A 17689-nucleotide genomic window follows, 5' to 3' on the forward strand; every position below is an offset into this window, starting at 1 on the left:
GCGGGGCGGCGGACCATCCAGGGCGGTAACGTCAGCATCGTCCCGGGTCAGGGGACGATGCACGTGAGCAGGGTCGCGCGGCCATCGGGGACGACCCGACACGCGCCGACCGAGGCCGGCAGCAGCACGGTCTGGCCGAGTTCCAGCCGGACCGACAGGTCGTCGGAGCAGATCTCCGCCTCCCCGTCGAGGCCGACCAGGATCGTGAATCGATCGGTCAGGCCGATCGTGGTCGGGCCGTCCAGGCGGAGCCGTTCCAGGGCGAAATAGCTCGAACGCGAGAGCGGCTCGCGGACCCCGCCGACGATCGGCTCGGGCACCGGGACGAGCGGGGAGACCGGGCCGGCGTCGAAGTCGATCGACTCCAGGGCCTCGGCGACGTGGAGCGGCCGGGGCTTCCCGTCGGGGCCGACCCGGCCCCAATCGTAGAGCCGGAACGTGGCGTCGGACATCTGCTGGACCTCGGCGAGCACCACCCCCGCCCCGATCGCGTGGACCGTGCCGGCGGGGATCAGGATGCAGTCGCCGGCGCGGGCCGGGAACGAGTGGAGCAACTCCTCGACCGTCCCGTCGGCCAGGGCGGCGGCCATCCTCTCCCGGGTGACCCCGGGGCGGAGGCCCGCATAGATCCGGCTGCCGGGCTCGGCGTGGAGGATCACCCAGGTCTCGGTCTTGCCGTTGTCGTTGGCCAGGCGGCGGCCCCCGACGTCATCCGGGTGGACCTGCACCGAGAGGTCCTGCTGGGCATCGATGAACTTCACCAGCAGCGGGAACTGGTCCCGGGACCCGATCGCCTTGCCGAACAGGTTCTCGCCGTGCTCCCGGATCAGGTCGCGGAGCGACGTGCCCGCCAGGGGGCCTTCGACCACGCGGCTGACGTCAGTCCGGTGGTCGGAGATCTCCCAACTCTCCGCATACTCCGACCCCTCGCCGATCGACTTGTGGAGGACCGTGCTGAGCCGTCGTCCCCCCCAGATCAGGCGTTTGTAGATCGGCTCGAAGCGGAGAGGGTGGAGCGGGTGGACCATGATGCGTTTCATCGCGCCCCTCGTGTGGAGTCCATTCCATCGGTTGTATCCCCAGGCGCCGGAGATTGTCTATCGTCGGCGAAAAAGATCAACGCCAGATTCTCGACGCCTCCGGCGGGCCGAACCACGCCGGATCGCGCCGGATGACGCCAGATCAGGCCGGATCCAGGGCCGAGGTGCGCGAGAAGAACCAGAACGCCGGGATGCCCGAGGCCACGATCAGGAGCCCGGTGACCGACTCGAAGGGGTTCCCATCCAGCATGCTCCAGAGCAGGAACAGCGAGGCGAGGGTATAGAGCACCGGCGTGACCGGGTAGCCCCAGGTGCGATAGGGGCGGTCGAGGTCGGGCCGGCGGGCTCGGAGCACGAACACGCTGGTGATCGCCAGCCCGTAGAAGATCGTCCCGCCGAAGATCACGTAATTATACAGGACGTCGTAAAGCGGCGTGGTGTGGAGCTTCTGCCAGGCGGCCTTGAGCCCATCGGGCAGGCCGCTCGTGTCCGGCTCCCAGAGGATCATCGCCGTCCCGGCGACGATCAGGATGATGGCCCAGGCCGACTGGGCGATGATGGCGTTGGCGGGCGTCTGGAACCGGGGGTGGATCCGGCACAACCCCCGGGGGAACAGGCCGTCGCGGGCCATCGCGAAGTAGGCGCGGGGCCCGGACAGGGAGTTCCCGTTCAGGGTGATGAAGACCGAGGTCATCACGACCAGGGAGATCAGGAGGGTGCCGCCGGGGCCGAGCAGGTGCCCGCAGAAATCGGCCGCCACCCCACGCGGCGAGCCCCTCTCGGACGACCCGACGCGGACTTCGTCCAGGGGCAGCACCATGTGGTAGATCAGGGTCATCCCCAGGTACAGGGCGATCAGCGTCAGCATGCCCCAGATCAGGGCCCGGGGGATGCTGCGGCCGGGGTCGCGGATCTCCTCGGCCAGGGCCGAGGCGTTGACCCACCCGTCGTACGTCCAGAGGACGCCGATCATCGCCGCCATGATCCCCTTGAGCACCGACATGTCCGCGGACGCCGGCCACATCGGCGTGAGCAGGGCGGGGTCGAGCTTGCCCATGGCGAACGGAAGGACGATCATCACGGCCAGCGCCCCGACCTTCAGCGCCGTGCCCACGACCTGGATCCGGCCGCCGATCTTGGTGCCCAGGACGTTGAGGACCGCCAGGCAGGCGGTGGCGATCACCGCCGCGGCCGTCTGCCAGATCAGGGGATGGAGGCCCGCCGGGGCCGGGATGATCAGCCCGAAGTAGAGCCCGAACGCCGCGGCCAGCGTCGCGATCGACCCGGACCGGATCACCAGGAACTCGGTCCAGCCGAACAGGAAGGCCGGGAGCCGGCCGTAGGCCTCGCGCAGGTAGACGTAGGGGCCGCCGGCGCTGGGGAGCATCGCGGCCAATTCGGCGAGCGTCAGCGCGCCCGCCAGGCTGAACAAGCCGCCCACGATCCAGACCAGCGCGATCCCGCCCAGGAAGGGGACATCCCGCGCGACCCGCGCCGGGACGATGAAGATCCCCGAGCCGATCACCGATCCGACCACGACGCAAAGCGCCTCGGTCGGGCCCAGGACCCGGGGCAACTTCGCCCTCCCGGCCTCCGCCAATGGTTCCGTCGACATGCGCCCTCGAATCGTACGAGATCAGGTTGGGAGGATCGGACGTGGTGGAGAGGGGGAGAGGGGAGGGGGGCTCAGCGGCCGCCTCGCCCGGGCGGGGGCGCGGCCGGCTGCGCCGGGGCGGGGGCAACGGCCGGGGCGGGGGCCGGGGCGGGGGCCGCAGCGGGGGCCGGGGCCGGGGCCGGCGGGGTTGGTTCGGTGGTCGCCGCGACGGTCACCGCGCGGAGGGCCGCCGCCGCGGCGTCGATCCGCTCGGCCAGGGCGTTGACCTGGTCGGCGAGGAGGGCGGGGTCCTGATCCTCGATCGCCTGGCGGACGCCGGGCAGGGGCCACGACGCATAGCCGGTCGTCAGCCCCGGCGCGTAGATCGCATGGCGGAACCAGGGGCGGCCGGGCAGGCCGTTGGGCAGCAGGAACGCCCGCTCGACCCGGACCAGGGCGTCGTTGACCCGGGCCAGCTGGGCCGGCGCGACGCCGTCGCGGCGGGCGAGGGCCTCGGTGGCGGCGTCGACCGCCGCGGCCTGGGCCTCGAACCCCTTGATCGACGCGACCAGCCTCGGCAGCCCCTCGAACGCGAACGCCGGCCGCGCCGGGGTCGCCTCGGCCGCCCGGGCCTTGCGGGCGACCTGCCGACGGAGGTCGTCGACGTACTCCCGGATCGCCTCCCCATAGGGCACGAACCGGAACGGGATGACCTCGGCGTTGGCCGCCCGCATGGCGATCAGGGTATAGAGCTTGGCCGCGCTGGCGTGGGTCAGGAACTCGGGGTCGCCGTACTTCTCCATCCAGTGGAAGCTGTCGTAGACCGAGTGGTAGACGCCGTAGCGGCCGTTGAAGCCGATGTCGACGGCCGGCACGCCCAGGTGGTCGACGAAGGCGGTGTAGTCCGACCCCGAGCCGAGCGGGTTCATCTTCGGCGAGAACTTGCGGGCGGGCGGCGGAGTCCCCGGCGTCGCGGGGCCCCACAGGTCGTCGAGTTCCAGGGGGCCCGTGCCGGCCCACGCCGCGCGACGCTTGGCGAGCCAGTCGTCGAGGATCGGCCGATTCGACCGGACGTCGGTCACCGCCCCGGCCGCCTCCAGCACCAGGTCGCGGAGCGACGGGACGCCGTCGAGGTCGAGGTCGGGCCCGGAGACGGCGGAGTCGACGTTGAGCATCAGGACCGCCTTCTCGTCGATCTCCTGGGCGTGGTGGTCGGCCCATTCGGTCGAGCCGACCAGGCCGTATTCCTCGGCGTCCCAGCTGGAATAGTGCAGGGTCCGGCGGGGCTTCCAGCCCAGCTTCACGACCGCCGAGCCCAGGGCCCGGCAGGTTTCCAGCGTGGCCGACGTGCCGCTGCCCGGGTCCACGGCGCCGTACACCCAGGCGTCGCGGTGGTTGCCGATCATGACCCAGCGGTCGGGCTCCACCTCCCCCTTGATCGTGGCGACCACGTTCCAGATCGGGCGGATCTGGTAGTCCATCGCCACGGCGAGGCGGACCTCCGCCGGCCCGGGGCCGACGTGGTACGCCAGGGGCAATCCGCCCTGCCAGCCGGCCGGGACGTTCGCGCCGCCCATCGCCGCCAGGATCGGCCTCGCCGCCTCGTAGCTGATCGGCAGCGACGGGATCGACGCGAAGTAATCGACCCGGGCCACCTTGGCCGCCTGCTCCCAGGCCTTGATCTCCGCCGCCTTCTGGGCGATGACGGCGGGGGGGGCGTCGGCGGGGGCTTCCAGCGGGAACCCGTGCTGGGGATCCCAGGCGAGCCGCTTCGCCCCCTTGATCGAAGGCCCATCGGGCGTGGAGGGGTCGCCCGGCCCCAGCGACAGGAACTGGACGCTGCCGCGCTGGAGCGCCGAGGCCGGCCGGAACGGGCCGCCGGGATAGGTGTCGCCCTTGGTGTAGCCGTCCTCGGCCGGGTCGGAATAGATCAGGACCCCTTTGGCGCCGGCCTTCTGGGCGTTGCGGACCTTCAGGCCCCGGAACAGCTCGCCGTAGCGGACCAGGACGATCTTGCCCCGGACGTCGACGCCGATGCGTGTCAGCGTCGCGAAGTCTTCCGGGCGTCCGTAGTTGGCGTAGACGACCTGAGCCGTGACGTCGCCCGAGACGCCGTAGCCGTGGAAGGCGGGGAAGACGTCGGCGCTGGCCGAGTCCTTGTCCACGGCGAGGGGATCCTCGACGACCTTCAAGGGGACGGGCTCGGGCCGGACCAGCTCGCAGACGACGCTGCCCAGCTTGGGGTAGTTCAGCAGGGCCTCGTATTCCTCGATCTGAACCTGCCAGCCCCAGGACCGGAGCTTGTCGGCGAGGAAATCGGCCGTCTTGCGATCGGCCGGGGTGCCGGCCACGTGGGGCTCCTCGGTCAGCTCGTGGAGCCAGGCTCGGGCGGCGTCCGGGGTGGGGACGCCCAGGGCATGGGCCTCGGCCTTGCCTTGCGCCTTGCGGGACGCCGGGGCGAAGCCGATCGGGCCGTCCTGGGCCCGCCCCGGGACCGAGATCATCGCAAGAGCGACCAGCCCGAGCCCGCCCAGGGTCCGACATCGCAACATGGAGACCACCCTTTTTCGAGGAGCCGCTTGACAGCGGCGGCGAGGCGGCAGCAAACTCGGGCGAACGGCCCGAAGCCACCACCAAAATACGGTCTCGGGCGGGGCGAATCCAGCCCCCGGCCCGGCTTCGGCCGTCGCATCGCGTCCGGATCCGCATCGAATCGACCGGCATCGCACGCTTCGATCTCGACCCGCGCGGCGCGGGCCGGCCCGACCCCGGGCGCGGCACCGTACCCCGCGCCTCAAGGGGGTGATCCGTGGGGCTGACGTTCACCGTCGGGGGGGCTAAGGGGACGTTCGAGGGGCGGTCCGCCGCCGCGATCGCCGAGGCGCTGGACCGCGCCTTCGGCGCCGAAGGGGAGTGGGAGGGCGTGCCCCCGCTCCGGTTCGGGGAGTTGGGCGACGCCCCCTGGGGCGAGCTGCAAGGCCGGGCCGTGGCCGACCTCGGCGCGGACAATGTGCCCAACCTGATGGCCCTGGTCGGCGACGGCCGGGGCGTCTACCTGCCGGCCCCGGTCCAGGCCCTTTCGCTCCCGCTCGAAGAAGGCGGGCCGCTCCGCTGCGCCAGCCTGCCGGGGCTCCGGGCCGAATTGGAGGAACTGGCCACGCGCTGGTCGCTGCCGCTCGACGAGCCGGGGCTGCGATCGCTGATCCAGGCCCATCCCGACGGCGAAGAAGGCGGCGTCTCCGACGCGCCGGAGGTGATCGCCTTCGCCCGGCTGGCCCTGGCCGCCAACGAGGCGGCCCGCCGCGATTGCCCGCTCTGGGTCGTCGGGCCGTAGCGGACCGGCCTTCATGCCCGGGCATCCTCGCCAATCGTCGAAAGGAAATCGGGCCCGAATGAGCGAGCAGACCCGGGCGTCCGCCCCGCGATCGCGACGCATCAGCATCGGTTGGCTCATGGTCTTCGTCGCGGTCGTCGCGATCGAATTCGGGGCCATCCGGGCGGCCTTTCCCCGGTCCAAGGCCCGGGGGTACGCGCCGCCCGTCAACAGCCGCAACAAGCTCGAATTCTGGGCGAGGGGAGGGTTGCCCATGGCCAATCTCCTCGCGATCGGCCTCCTGGCCGGCTGGCGTCGCCGGGTGGGCCGCACCTGGCTGGTGGGGTTCGAGCTTGCGGGATTCGCCGCGCTGGCCGCGTATGTCTTCGCGGTGCATCACGAATGCGAGAGGCGATATCTCCGATGGAGCGACGTGGTACCTTCCGACCTCCTGGGGAATCACGTCGTCGCCCAGGTCTGCGCATCGACGATCCTGGTCATGCCGCAGGTTGTGATCGCCCTGATCGGGGGGTGGCTCGCCCGATGGGCCCATCCTCCCGCGAGAGCGTCGGCCGCCGGGGATTGATCGGGGCGAGCCTGTCTCCGCTCAGCCGGCGGCGGGCGGGTCGGCGATGGCATGCTTGGCCGGCAGGACGATGATCGACTCGGGCGAGACCGAGACGGTCAGGGTCTGGCCCTCGCGGAGCGACGTGGGCTGGGACTGGAGGGCGAGGGCGAGCACCGGCCACTCGTTGGGCCCGCGCAGGTGGATCTGCCGGGTCTCCCCCTGGAACACCACCCGCTCGATGGTCGCGACGAATCGGTTGGACCCGGCCGGGACGTTGGGGCCCAGGCCCATCGCCTCGGGCCGGACGGCCACCGTGGCGGGCAGGCCGGGGGAGGTCGTCGCGTTCTCGTCGATCCGCCCGACCAGCCGGCCCAGCGGGGTCCGGACGACCACCTCGCCCGAGGCGTCGACCGCCTCCACCTGCCCCTGGATCAGGTTGATCGCCCCGAGCAGGCGGGCGGAGAAGGCGTCGACCGGCCGGTTGTAGACCTCGGCGGGCGTCCCCGACTGGACGATCCGGCCCAGGTCCATGACGGCGATCCGGTCGGCCATCGCCAGGGCCTCGCGGGGGTCGTTGGTGAGGACCAGGGCCGTCGTCTCGGACTCGGCCACCGCCCGGGCGATCTCCTCGCGGAACTCGCCCCGGACCCGATCCTCCAGCCGGCCCAAAGGCTCGTCGAGGATCAGCAGGTCGGGGTTCAGCACCAGGGCCCGCGCCAGCGCGACCCTCTGCCGCTGGAGGCCCGAGAGCCGCGCGGGCCGCTTGTCGGCCAGGCCGTCGAGCCGGGCGGCGGTGAGCGCCTCGCCGACCCGGGCGCGGCGGTCCCGTCGCGATCCGGGGCGAAGCTTCAGCGGGTAGGCGACGTTCTCGGCCACGGTCAGGTGGGGCCAGAGGGCGTCGTCCTGGAACACCATGCCGACGCCCCGGTCCTGGGGCGGCAGGGCGTGGACCAGCCGGCCATCGAAGTAGATCTCGCCGTCGTCCAGCGGTTCCAGCCCCGCGATCAGCCGCGCCAGGGTGGTCTTGCCCGCCCCCGACGGGCCGAGGACGTAGGTCAATTCGCCGGGGCGGATCTCCAGCGAGGCCCCGTCCACGACGGCCACGTCGTCCAGGCGACGCACCAGGTTTTCCAGGACGACTCGGATCACGACGGGACCCATCCCCGGGCCACGCGGGCGACCCGTCGGTAACGCTGGCGGGCCCAGGCCGTCCACTCGGCCCGGAGCCAGGAACGGAACCGGGGCTCGCGTGCCAGCCGGCCCCCGGCCGCGCCGACCAGGTCGTGGAGCAGCGCCCCGTCGATCGGCCGGGTCTTGCCACCCCAGCTTTCCAGGAGCCACGCCCGCTCCTCCGGGCCGGGCGCGACCTGCTCGGCCAACGTCTCCAGCAGCGGGGCATCGGCTGGGTCGGACCGGAGCCTCGTGACCGAGGCGGGCGGCCAGGGCGGTGCCTCGAAGAAGGGGGCCTCCGCCGCCGCCGGGTGCCCGTACCGTTCGAGCGCCGTCCAGGCCGATCGCATCTCGTCGTGGGCGTCCACCATCGTCGCCCCGATCAGGTCGGCGACCAGGCCATCGGCGCGGGCATCGAGGGGCGAGATCGCCGCCCGGTCCTGGGGCCCGGCCAGGGTGGCGAGGAACGCCATCGCCTCGTCCCGGTGCCGCGTCGATTTCACGACCGCGAACCCCGGACGGACGGACGGACTCGCCGATAGCCCCTGTTGGATGCGGCCCACGGCGGCCCGGCGCACCAGACCGGCATACTGCACCGGCCATTCCCCCCGGACCAGGAAGGCGACGATCTCCGCGAAGGCGGCGGGGTCGTCCCGAGGGTCGGCGAGCCCGGCCGGGGAGGGGCCCGGATCGGAAGCCTCCGCCGTCGGGGCGTCCGGTAGGGTCGCAAGCTCGACCCGGCCGGCCTCCGCGAGCCGGGCCAGTTCCTCCCTCGACCCGCCCACGATCAGGTCGACGCCGCCCCGGCGGGCGAGCGCATCGGCCAGGCGATCGCCGGGTTCCAGCGCCACCCAGGCGACCGGCCGCGACGGCTCCTGGCCCGATCGATACGCTGCGTCGGCCCGGTCCCGCTCGGGCTGGGGCCACGGCGAGGCGATGACCAGGGGGTCATCGCCGGCCGGGCGGCAGCCGAGCATGGGGGCGAGGAGGGCCAGGGCGAGGAGTTGCGGGAACCGCCTCATTGACCGGGCCGCGATCCCAGGGTGACGGTCAGGGTGACGTCCTTGCCGTCGCGCTTGACGACGATCTCGACCTTGTCGCCGGGCTTGGATCGGCCCAGGTTGTCGGTGTAGTCGTAGATCGTGGCGATCGGCTTGCCGCCGAAGCCGACGATCACGTCGCCCCCCTTCAGGCCCCCCTTGGCGGCCGGGCTGTCGGGCCGGACGTCGGACAGCTTCACGCCCTTCTCCTCGCCGGCGTAGTCGGGGACGGTGCCCAGGTAGGCCGAGGTCGAGAGCCGGCCGGGGTCGGCGTTGCCCGATCCCCCGCCGTGGCCGGGGCGGGGCGCCTCGGCCGCCTTGACGAACTGGGGCCGCTCGGGACGCCGGGCGATGTCCAGCAAGAGAAGTTCGCCGAAGTCGGCGATCCGCGTCATGCCGGCGTAGTTGATCTTGTCGGCGTCGTCGCTGGGGCGGTGGTAGTCCGCGTGGAGGCCGGTGAACGGGAACAGGATCGGCACGTCCTTGCGGTAGAACGACTCGTGGTCGCTGCCGCCGAACCCGTCGGACATCCCCTTGACCTTCTTGACCTTGAACCCGGCCGCCGTGCCCAGGGCGTCCACGATCTCCTCGATCCCGGGCGTGCTGCCGGTGCCGACGATGGTGAGTTCGCCCTTGTCGCTGAGCCGGCCCACCATGTCGAAGTTGATCATCATGACCGTCTTGTCGAGCGGGATCAGGGGATGCTCGACGTAGTGCCGCGACCCGAGCAGGCCCTTCTCCTCGCCCGAGAAGGCCATGAACACGACCCGCCGGGGCAGGGGGTCGGGCCGCCGGGCCAGGCGACGGGCCAGTTCCAGCACCATCGCCGTGCCCGACGCATTGTCGTCGGCGCCGTTGTGGATGTCTTTCGAGAAGAAGGCCAAAGAGCCCGACGTCAGGCCGCCGGTGCCGAGGTGGTCATAGTGGCCGCCCACTACGATCGTCTCGTCGGCCAGGGGGCCGGCCCCTTCCAGCACGCCGATCACGTTCTTGGTCGTGATTCCCTTGCGGACGATCGGGAACGAGCCGGAGACCGTCACGTTCTCGATCGGCCGGCTCCGGGGCTTGAGGTCGCCGTCGATCTCTTTCTCGACCTCCTTGAGCGACGGGAGCCCGCCGGCGGAGAGGAGGCCGTCCGCGAAGTCACGCTTGACCATCACGAACGGGATCGGCGAGTTCTCCTCCGAGCCGAACCCCTCGATCGGCACCAGGCGATCGGGGCCGTCCTTCAGGCCGGCGAGGTCGTTGACGAACAGGACGGCCGCCGCTCCGTGCTGGAACGCGTTGGTCAGCTTGTGGTTGACCGAGGCGTAGATCGTGGTCGTCTTGCCGGCGAACGGGCTCTTCTCGTCGTCGAGCTGGGGTTCGCGGCGGATGACCAGGACGACCTTCCCCTTGACGTCGATCCCGGCGTAGTCGTCGTAGTCGAGGTTGTTCTTCTCGTCCTTCGCGGTGATCCCGTAGCCCACGAACACGACCGGCAGCTTGTCGATCGTCCCCCCGGCGCCGATGGCCAGCGGCGAGAAGTCGTCCTTGCCGGCCTCGCTCTTGGGGTTGGCGGGCAGGGTCGCATAGAGGGAGGCGGCCCCGTCCAGGGCGGCGTTCCCCTTGATCGTGAACGGCTGGAAGAAGCCGTCGGCGCCCGGCGCGGGCTTGAGGCCGATCTCCCGGAAGACGCCCGCGATGTAGTCGGCCGCCGCCTCGATGCCCCGGGTGCCGGGGGCGCGCCCTTCCTGGGCATCGGCGGCCAGGTAGCCGACGTCCTGGCGGATGCGGGCCTGGCTCGCGCTCACGTAGGCCGGCGGGGAGTCGCCCCGGGCGGCGACGGCGGCCAGTCCGAGCAGGAGGGCCGGCGCGAGCGCGGCCGGGGTCCGGAGGGCGAACGTGCGGGATGCCATGCGGTGCGATCCTTCTCGGGGGCCTGGCGGAATCGAGGCCGGGCCGTTGGGCCGACGGTCGGTCGATTTTCGAGCCTGGGCTCCCCCCCGTCAAGCGGTTGCGACGGGCTTCGCGGTCGGGTAACGTCGATCTCGGACGGACGTCTTGGCCCGGATCGGCCGCGAGGGGTGACGATGACCGACGACCTGATCGAACGCTGGGCCACCCTGCTGGTCGACTACTGCCTCCGCGTCGCCCCCGGCGAGACGATCCTGATCGGCTCGGAGCTGGAAGCCCGGCCGCTGATCGAGGCCTGCTATCGCCGGGTCGTCGAGCGGGGTGCCAACCCGGTGGTCCGGGTCGAGTTGCCGGGGCTGGCCGAGCACTTCGTCGGCCACGCCAACGACGATCAGCTCGCCTACCTGTCGCCGATCTCGGTCCGCGAGGCCGAGGTGGTCGACGGCCGGATCCGGATCTCGGCGGAGTCCGACACCCGGTCGATGAAGGGGGTCGACCCGCGCCGGCAGGCGATCGTCGACCGAGCACGCGCCCCGCTCCGGGCCCTGGCCAGCAAGAAGCGGTGGGTGCTGACGCAATACCCGACGCCCGCTTACGCGGCGGACGCCGGGATGAGTTTGGAAGACTACGAATCATTCGTCGCCTCCGCCCTGTTCCTCGATCGCCCCGACCCCGTGGCCGCCTGGCAGGACCTGGGACGCCGGCAGGCGGGGCTGGTCGAGTACATGACGGGGGTGAAGCGGGTGCGGATCGAGGCCGAGGGGACCGACCTGACGCTCGACGTCGGCGGCCGGACCTGGATCAACTCCGACGGCCGGCGGAACATGCCATCGGGCGAGATCTTCACCGGGCCGGTCGAGACGTCGGCCCAGGGGACCTTGCGGTGCTCGTTCCCGGTCTGCCGGGGCGGGCGCGAGTTGAAGGGGATCGCGCTGGCCTTCGAGGACGGTCGGGTCGTCTCGGCCCGCGCCGACGAGGGGGAGGAGTACCTCCTGTCGATGCTCGACCTCGACGCCGGCGCCCGGAGGCTCGGCGAGTTGGGCATCGGCCTGAACGCGGGCATCGACCGTTTTACCGGGTCGATCCTCTTCGACGAGAAGATCGGCGGCACGGTCCACCTGGCGCTCGGCCAGAGCTACGCCGAGACCGGCGGGACCAACGAGTCGGCCCTCCACTGGGACCTGATCGTGGATCTACGCTCCGGGGGGAAGGTCACCGCCGACGGCCGGGTGGTGATGCAGGACGGGACGTGGCTGGTCGGCTGACGGGCTCGGTCAGAACTCTACAACCCGATCGGGGAGGGACGGCGATGCGTCGAGGATGGGGATCGGCCGCGGCGGGGATCGCGCTTTCCTTCGCCCTGCTTGGAGGATCGATGGCGTCCGGGCAGGTCTCGGACGCCGCGCTCAAGGATCGCGTGGCGCAACTGGTCGAGCGGCTCTCGGGACCGAAGGTGGAGGCCCGCGCCGCCGCCGAGAAGTCGTTGATCGACCTCGGCCCTCGGGTCCTGCCGTTCCTCCCGGCCGCCGGGGATGCTTCCAGGCCCGACCTGACCGAGCGGCTGGAGCGGATCCGCGACGCCCTCCGCCAGAAGGAGGAGGTCACCAACCTCGGCGCGAGCCGCGTGACCCTGAAGGGGCAGGGGCTGCGGCTGACCGAGGTCGTCAAGGCCCTGCAGACCCAGACCGGCAACGTGATCACCGACCTCCGCGAGCAATATGGCGCCGAGGCGACCAACCCGGCGCTCGACTTGGACATCGACGGCAAAACCTTCTTCGAGGCGCTCGACCTCGTGGCCGAGCAGGCCGGGGTCACCATCCAGCCCTACACCGGGGACGGCTCGATCGGCCTGATGGCGGGCACCCCGATGGAGCCGGGCATGCCGCCCCGGGCGAAGCCGATGGTCGCCTACAACGGGCCCTATCGGATCCTGTTCAAGCAGATCGCCGCGGCTCGCGACTTCCAGGCCGGCACCGGGACGGCCAACGCCCAGTTCGAGGTGGCCTGGGAGCCCCGGCTCCGGCCGATGCTCCTGTCGCTCAAGAACGAGGACGTGAAGGTCGTCGACGACCGGGGCGAGGAGGTCAAGCCGCAGGTGATGGAGGAGGCCGGCGAGGTCGCCCTCCGCGCGGCCGACTGCGCCGCCGAGATGAACGTGAACCTCGTCGCCCCCGACCGAGCCGCGAAGACGCTGGCCACGCTGTCGGTGAAGGCGTCGCTCTCCGTCCCCTCGGGCGTCAAGGCGTTCCGGTTCCCCAGCCTGGCGGCCGTCGACGCGGTGCAGAAGCAGGGGGACATCAGCGTCACGCTCGAATCGACCGAGGTCGACGAGCAGGTCTGGAAGGTCGCCCTGGTGATCCAGTACCCCGAGGGGGGCCCCGAGTTCGAGAGCTACCGCCAGGGCCTGTTCAACAACCGGATCTGGCTCCAGAAGCCCGACGGATCGCGGTTCATGCACAACGGCGGGTTCAACAACACCGGGGCCGACGCCGGCCGGATCAGCTTCGAATACCTGTTCGTGGACGCCCCGGGCAAGCCGGCCGACTACCAACTGGTCTACGAGGCCCCCAGCAAGGTCGTCTCGATCCCTCTGGAAATCGAGTTCAAGGATGTGCCCCTGCCCTGATCGGCGTCAGGCGTCGCCGATCGGGACGGCGTCGCGGCGTCCCGGGTCCTTGAACTGGGTGCGGTCGAGTTCGTACTTCTGGAGCTTCTGGGTCACGCTCCGCCGCGACAGCCCGCTGTGCTTGGCGCAGCGGGCGACGTTCCCCTTGTAGTAGGCCAGCAGGCGGGTGAAGTAGTCGCGCTCGACCCGGGAGACGAGGTCGCCGGTCAATTCGAGCAGGGGACGCTCGATGTCGATCAGGCCCGCCGGGGTCGAGGACTTCCCCTCGCGCGGGGCGACCGTGGCGGGCAGGGAGTCGCGGTGGATCACGGTGCCGTCGGCCATCGCCACGGCGGCCTTGATGGCGTTCTCCAGTTCGCGGACGTGGCCGGGCCAGGAGTGCTCCAGCAACGCCTGCATGGCCCCGGTGTCGATCTCGGTGACGGGCGGGGTGCTCTTGGCGGTCAGCTTTTCGAGGAAGTAGCGGGCCAGGAGCGGGATGTCCTCGGTCCGTTCGCGGAGCGGGGGCACGTCGAGCCGGACCACCGCCAGCCGGTAGTACAGGTCGGAGCGGAACCGGCCCGCCTTGACCTCGTCCTCCAGCTTCTTGTTGGAGGCCGCGACGATCCGCACCGAGACGGTGATCGTCTCCGTCCCGCCCACCCGTTCGAAAGTGCCCGACTGGAGGACGCGGAGCAGCTTGGCCTGCATGGCGTGCGAGATCTCGCCGATCTCGTCCAGGAACAGCGTCCCGCCGTCGGCCATCTCGAACCGGCCCTTCTTGCGCCGCTCGGCCCCGGTGAAGGCGCCCCGCTCGTGGCCGAACAGCTCGGATTCCAGGAGGGCATCGTTCAGGGCGGCGCAGTTCAGGGCGACGAACGGGCCGTCGCGGCGGGTGTCCGAGGCGTGGATCGCCTGGGCGATCAATTCCTTGCCGGTGCCGGTCTCCCCCCAGATCAGGATCGTCGAGCCCAGGGGGCCGACGTGCTTGATCAGGTCGAAGATCTTCCGCATCTTCGGGCTCTTGGACACGATGTTGTGGAACCGATAGTCCTCGCGCATCTGGACGCGGAGCTGCTCCAGCTCGTCGATCACCAGGCGTTGCTCCAGGGTCCGGCGGACCAGGAGCCGGAGCCGGTCGGGCTCGCACGGCTTGGCGACGAAGTCGTCGGCGCCGTCCTTCATGGCCTGCAGGGCGAGCTGCGGGTCGCCGTGGCCGGTCAGGAGGATGACCCCGCAGGGGATCTTCTCGGCCCGGACCGCGGCCAGAAGTTGCAGCCCGGTCATCTCGGGCATGATGTAGTCGGTCAGGACGATCTGGAACGGATGGGATCGGAGCCGCTCCAGCGCGGCCTTGCCATCGGCCACGACCTCGACCTCGCACCCGTCCTCCTCGAAGACCTGGCGCAAGGTCTCCCGGCTCAGGGGCGTGTCGTCGACCACAAGGATGCGTGGTTTCATGATGCGGGGGCCTTCTCGATGCCGTCTCAGGCGTGGTCCATTCCATGGACGGGGGCCCTCCCGGCGGGCCGGGCGGCCACCCCCGCGATGCGATTCAGTTCGGGTCGGGCCTCGGCGTCGGGGCCGCCGCGGGGAGCCGGGGCGCCGCCGGCTCGGGGGCCGGCCCCGAGGTCCGGGCGGGCCGGGGGATGATCCGCACGCCCGGCTTCGGGCCTCGCATGATGCCGACCCGAACGTCGCGATCGGGCAACGACAACGCGAGCAGGTCTTCGATCGAGCGGATCGGGGAACCGTCCAGGTCGGTGATTCGCATCCCCGCCTCCAGCCCGCCGAGATCGGCCGGGCCGTCGGGGGTCACCCGCTCGACGACGCACACGCCGGGCTCCTTCTCCGCGAGGGTCAGGCCGAGGTCGCCCAGGGTGGTGAACCGGGACACGACCCGCCCCGGATTCCCCTCCTGGAGGCGGGCGGTCGGGGCCGGGTCGGGCCGCAGGGGAGGCTCGTCGGCGGGGCCGACGTTCGGGGGCGTGGCCACGGTCGGCGGGGCGATCGGAGCGACGGGGGCGAGCCCGAAGCGATCCGGCTGGGCGGCGGGCACGACGGTGATCTCTCGCGACTCCCCGTCGCGATCGACGGTCAGAGCCAGGGGCTCGCCGACCGCCGCGACCTCGATCGCGGTCTGGAGCGGGCCGGTCCCGTTGATCGGCCGGCCGCCGAGCTGGAGGATCACGTCGCCGGGGCGGAGGCCCGCCTGGGCGGCGGGGCTGCCCTCGACGACCCCGAAGATCATCGCGGCGTCCGGGCGCCCGAGGCGGGCGGCGGTCGGGGGATCGACCCGGCGGATGTTGATCCCCAGGAACGACCGGCGCACCCGGCCGAAGGCGGCGAGTTCGTCCGCGACCCGCCGGGCCCGGGACGAGGGCAGGGCGAAGCCAACCCCCTCGAAACCGCCCCCGGCGGTCTTCATCGCGGTGGTGATCCCGACGATCTCGCCCCGGAGGTTGATCAGGGGGCCGCCCGAGTTGCCCGGGTTGATCGCCGCGTCGGTCTGGATCAGGTCTTCATACAGGGCCAGGCCGACGCCTCGACCCTTGCCGCTGACGATCCCGGCGGTGACCGTGCCCGACAGGCCGAACGGCTGGCCGATCGCCAGCACCCAGTCGCCGATGTCGATCGCCTGGGATTCGCCCCACTCCGCCTGGACCAAACCCGATGGGTCTGCCAGGGTCAGCAGGGCCAGGTCGCTCTTGGGGTCGCGATCGGCGCGGGCGACCTGGCGTTCGCGGCCGTCGCCCAGCGACACCACCACCGGCCCACCGTCGCCGAGCACGTGATCGTTGGTCAGGATCAGGCCCCGGGCGGCATCGATGACGACCCCCGATCCCCCCGGGGCCATCCGGCCGGGCAGGATCGGCGGGATGCCGAAGGGCGGGACGATCGCGCCGATGGGGGCCTGCGGGCGAATCGAGACGACCGCCGGCAACGCCCGGCGGGCCGCCGTCCGGAAGCTCACGGAGAGGGTCTCGGCCTCGTTCTGCCCGGGCGCCCGGCCCGGCAGAAGCCCCGGCCCGGCCAGGGCCGCCAGGGCGACCAAGACGAAGTCGATGCTCCGGGGTCGCGTTCGACGGCGAAACACGGCCGGTCTCCTTCCTAGAGCAAGCGATGCTGTGTGGCTTGCACCATAGCAAGAACGCCCCCCGTTTCCTAGGGGGTGCGTCTTGCCCCCGCCCCGCTCAGGGCCGGATCGGGGGCGAGGCCGGGCGGGCGGGGGCCGGGGTGGTCGCCGGGTTGGGGGCCGCCTTGGCCTCGGCCCCGTTCGGCTTCGTCTTGGGGTCGATGACCGGGCGTTCGGGCGGGGGGATGTAGGGGAGGACGACCTTGCGCCGGCCTTCCTCCAGGTGGATCACGATCGGCTTGAGGTCGGAGAGCTTGAGGCGGTGCGTTTCTCGGGCCTCGGCCGGCGTGCCCTCGTGCTTGATGACCTCCAGGGTCACCTCGGTGACGGGCTTCGCCGGGTCGTTGAAGATCACATCGACCTTGGCCGTGTAGTCGCCCGCGAAGGCCCGAGGGCAGACATAGACCTCCTCGGGATGCTTGCCGTAGCCGTTCTTGACGATCGCGCCGCCGAAGACGGTGCGGGGGTTGTTGAAGCTGGCGGTCGCCCCCAGCGGCTCGGCGACGGTCAGGTCGATGTCGGCCTCGCCCTCCCAGGTCAGGCGCAGGTAGAGGTCGCGGGCCTCGATCTCCGGCCAGCGGGCGAGCATCGCGTCGGCCTCGTCGGTCTGCCCCTCATCGCGGAGGATCTTGGCGAGCGCCTCGACCTGCTTCCTGGCATCCCGCCGCAACTGGTCGTCGGAGCCGGGCCAGCCGAGCGACAGGAGCTGGTCGGTCGATGCCATCATCCGCTTCGGGTCCTTGGTCCGCAACGCGAGGTTGATCGACATCATCGGCGGGAAGGCATTGGTCGGCGCGATCTCGGCCGCCAGGTCGATCAGCTCTCCGGTCGATGTCTGCGTGGCCCCTTCGCCGATGCTGCCGTCGATCTTCCGGAGGACCATCATGTCGGCGACCCGGATCAGGTCGTTGACGTTCCGATTCCGCTTGGCCAGGTAGGCGGCGTATTCCAGGGCCTGCTTGACTTCGGAATCCGGACGCTTGCGGATCTCCAGGATCTTGACCAGCCACTCGTACATCCAGGGCTCGGCCTGCTTCTTGTGCGCGTTGAGGTAGGCCTTGATCGCCGCCTCTGCGTTGACGAAGTCCTTGGCCTGGACCAGCTGGGCGACCGTCACGAAGAACTGCGACGGGGCCTCGTCGGACTTCTCGAAGTACCCCTTCCAGAACTGGGTCGGATCGACACCACGCGCGGGGCCGGCCTTGGGTGCGGCCTTCTCCGCGGGGGCTGACCTGATCGTCGGCTCGTCGTCGAGCTTGCGGGGCCGCCCCTTCGGCACGCCCCCGGGAATGGGAGCGGGACCGGTCGCCGGGGGGGCGACGCGGTC

13 protein-coding genes are annotated in these 17689 nt (G+C 71.4%); 4 read left to right on the forward strand and 9 right to left on the reverse strand.

Going from position 1 to position 17689, the window contains the following annotated elements:
• Positions 1-47: 47 nt before the first annotated feature.
• The 3 genes from TA3x_RS06340 to TA3x_RS06350 form a co-directional block, all read right to left on the reverse strand.
• Complete coding sequence (locus TA3x_RS06340; protein WP_435019385.1) at positions 48-1040, reverse strand: type I phosphomannose isomerase catalytic subunit; 993 nt, start codon at positions 1038-1040, stop codon at positions 48-50.
• A gap of 142 nt (positions 1041-1182) precedes the next feature.
• Positions 1183-2655, reverse strand: coding sequence for an APC family permease (locus TA3x_RS06345; protein ID WP_435019387.1), 1473 nt, complete (start codon positions 2653-2655; stop codon positions 1183-1185).
• 71 nt (positions 2656-2726) lie between these two features.
• Complete coding sequence (locus TA3x_RS06350) at positions 2727-5186, reverse strand: M28 family metallopeptidase (protein ID WP_435019389.1); 2460 nt, start codon at positions 5184-5186, stop codon at positions 2727-2729.
• 257 nt (positions 5187-5443) lie between these two features.
• Here TA3x_RS06350 and TA3x_RS06355 point away from each other — a divergent pair, with 257 nt between their 5' ends.
• Together TA3x_RS06355 and TA3x_RS06360 are read left to right on the forward strand one after the other, a co-directional pair.
• Positions 5444-5968, forward strand: a complete 525-nt coding sequence (locus tag TA3x_RS06355) for a hypothetical protein (protein WP_435019391.1) — start codon at positions 5444-5446, stop codon at positions 5966-5968.
• A gap of 58 nt (positions 5969-6026) precedes the next feature.
• Positions 6027-6533, forward strand: coding sequence for a hypothetical protein (locus TA3x_RS06360; RefSeq protein WP_435019393.1), 507 nt, complete (start codon positions 6027-6029; stop codon positions 6531-6533).
• Positions 6534-6554: 21 nt separating this feature from the next.
• Here TA3x_RS06360 and TA3x_RS06365 read toward each other — a convergent pair whose 3' ends face one another.
• Genes TA3x_RS06365 through TA3x_RS06375 form a run of 3 tightly spaced genes read right to left on the reverse strand, consistent with a single transcriptional unit; the run spans position 6555 to position 10623 of the window.
• Entirely contained in the window at positions 6555-7664 is a 1110-nt protein-coding gene (locus tag TA3x_RS06365) for an ABC transporter ATP-binding protein (RefSeq protein WP_435019395.1), read from the reverse strand.
• Entirely contained in the window at positions 7661-8707 is a 1047-nt protein-coding gene (locus TA3x_RS06370) for a hypothetical protein (protein WP_435019397.1), read from the reverse strand. Before TA3x_RS06370 ends, TA3x_RS06365 begins: the two co-directional genes overlap by 4 nt.
• On the reverse strand, positions 8704-10623 hold the full coding sequence (locus TA3x_RS06375) for a M20/M25/M40 family metallo-hydrolase (RefSeq protein WP_435019399.1): 1920 nt from the start codon (positions 10621-10623) through the stop codon (positions 8704-8706). Before TA3x_RS06375 ends, TA3x_RS06370 begins: the two co-directional genes overlap by 4 nt.
• A 174-nt stretch (positions 10624-10797) precedes the next feature.
• Between TA3x_RS06375 and TA3x_RS06380 the strand changes: the two genes are divergently transcribed.
• Complete coding sequence (locus TA3x_RS06380) at positions 10798-11886, forward strand: aminopeptidase (protein ID WP_435019401.1); 1089 nt, start codon at positions 10798-10800, stop codon at positions 11884-11886.
• Between the two features lie 44 nt (positions 11887-11930).
• Positions 11931-13247, forward strand: a complete 1317-nt coding sequence (locus TA3x_RS06385) for a hypothetical protein (RefSeq protein WP_435019403.1) — start codon at positions 11931-11933, stop codon at positions 13245-13247.
• Between the two features lie 6 nt (positions 13248-13253).
• On the opposite strand, the gene TA3x_RS06390 is transcribed toward TA3x_RS06385, so the two are convergent.
• The 3 genes from TA3x_RS06390 to TA3x_RS06400 all read right to left on the reverse strand — a co-directional run bounded on the left by TA3x_RS06390 (position 13254) and on the right by TA3x_RS06400 (position 17641).
• Positions 13254-14687 (reverse strand): sigma-54-dependent transcriptional regulator, encoded by a 1434-nt coding sequence (locus tag TA3x_RS06390; protein WP_435019405.1) that lies wholly within the window; start codon positions 14685-14687, stop codon positions 13254-13256.
• Positions 14688-14781: 94 nt separating this feature from the next.
• On the reverse strand, positions 14782-16323 hold the full coding sequence (locus TA3x_RS06395; RefSeq protein WP_435019407.1) for a trypsin-like peptidase domain-containing protein: 1542 nt from the start codon (positions 16321-16323) through the stop codon (positions 14782-14784).
• A 97-nt stretch (positions 16324-16420) separates the two neighbouring features.
• Positions 16421-17641, reverse strand: coding sequence for a tetratricopeptide repeat protein (locus TA3x_RS06400; protein WP_435019409.1), 1221 nt, complete (start codon positions 17639-17641; stop codon positions 16421-16423).
• Positions 17642-17689 lie beyond the last annotated feature (48 nt).

This window comes from Tundrisphaera macrotermitis (genome assembly GCF_051175315.1).
Classification (GTDB): Bacteria; Planctomycetota; Planctomycetia; order Isosphaerales; family Isosphaeraceae; genus Tundrisphaera.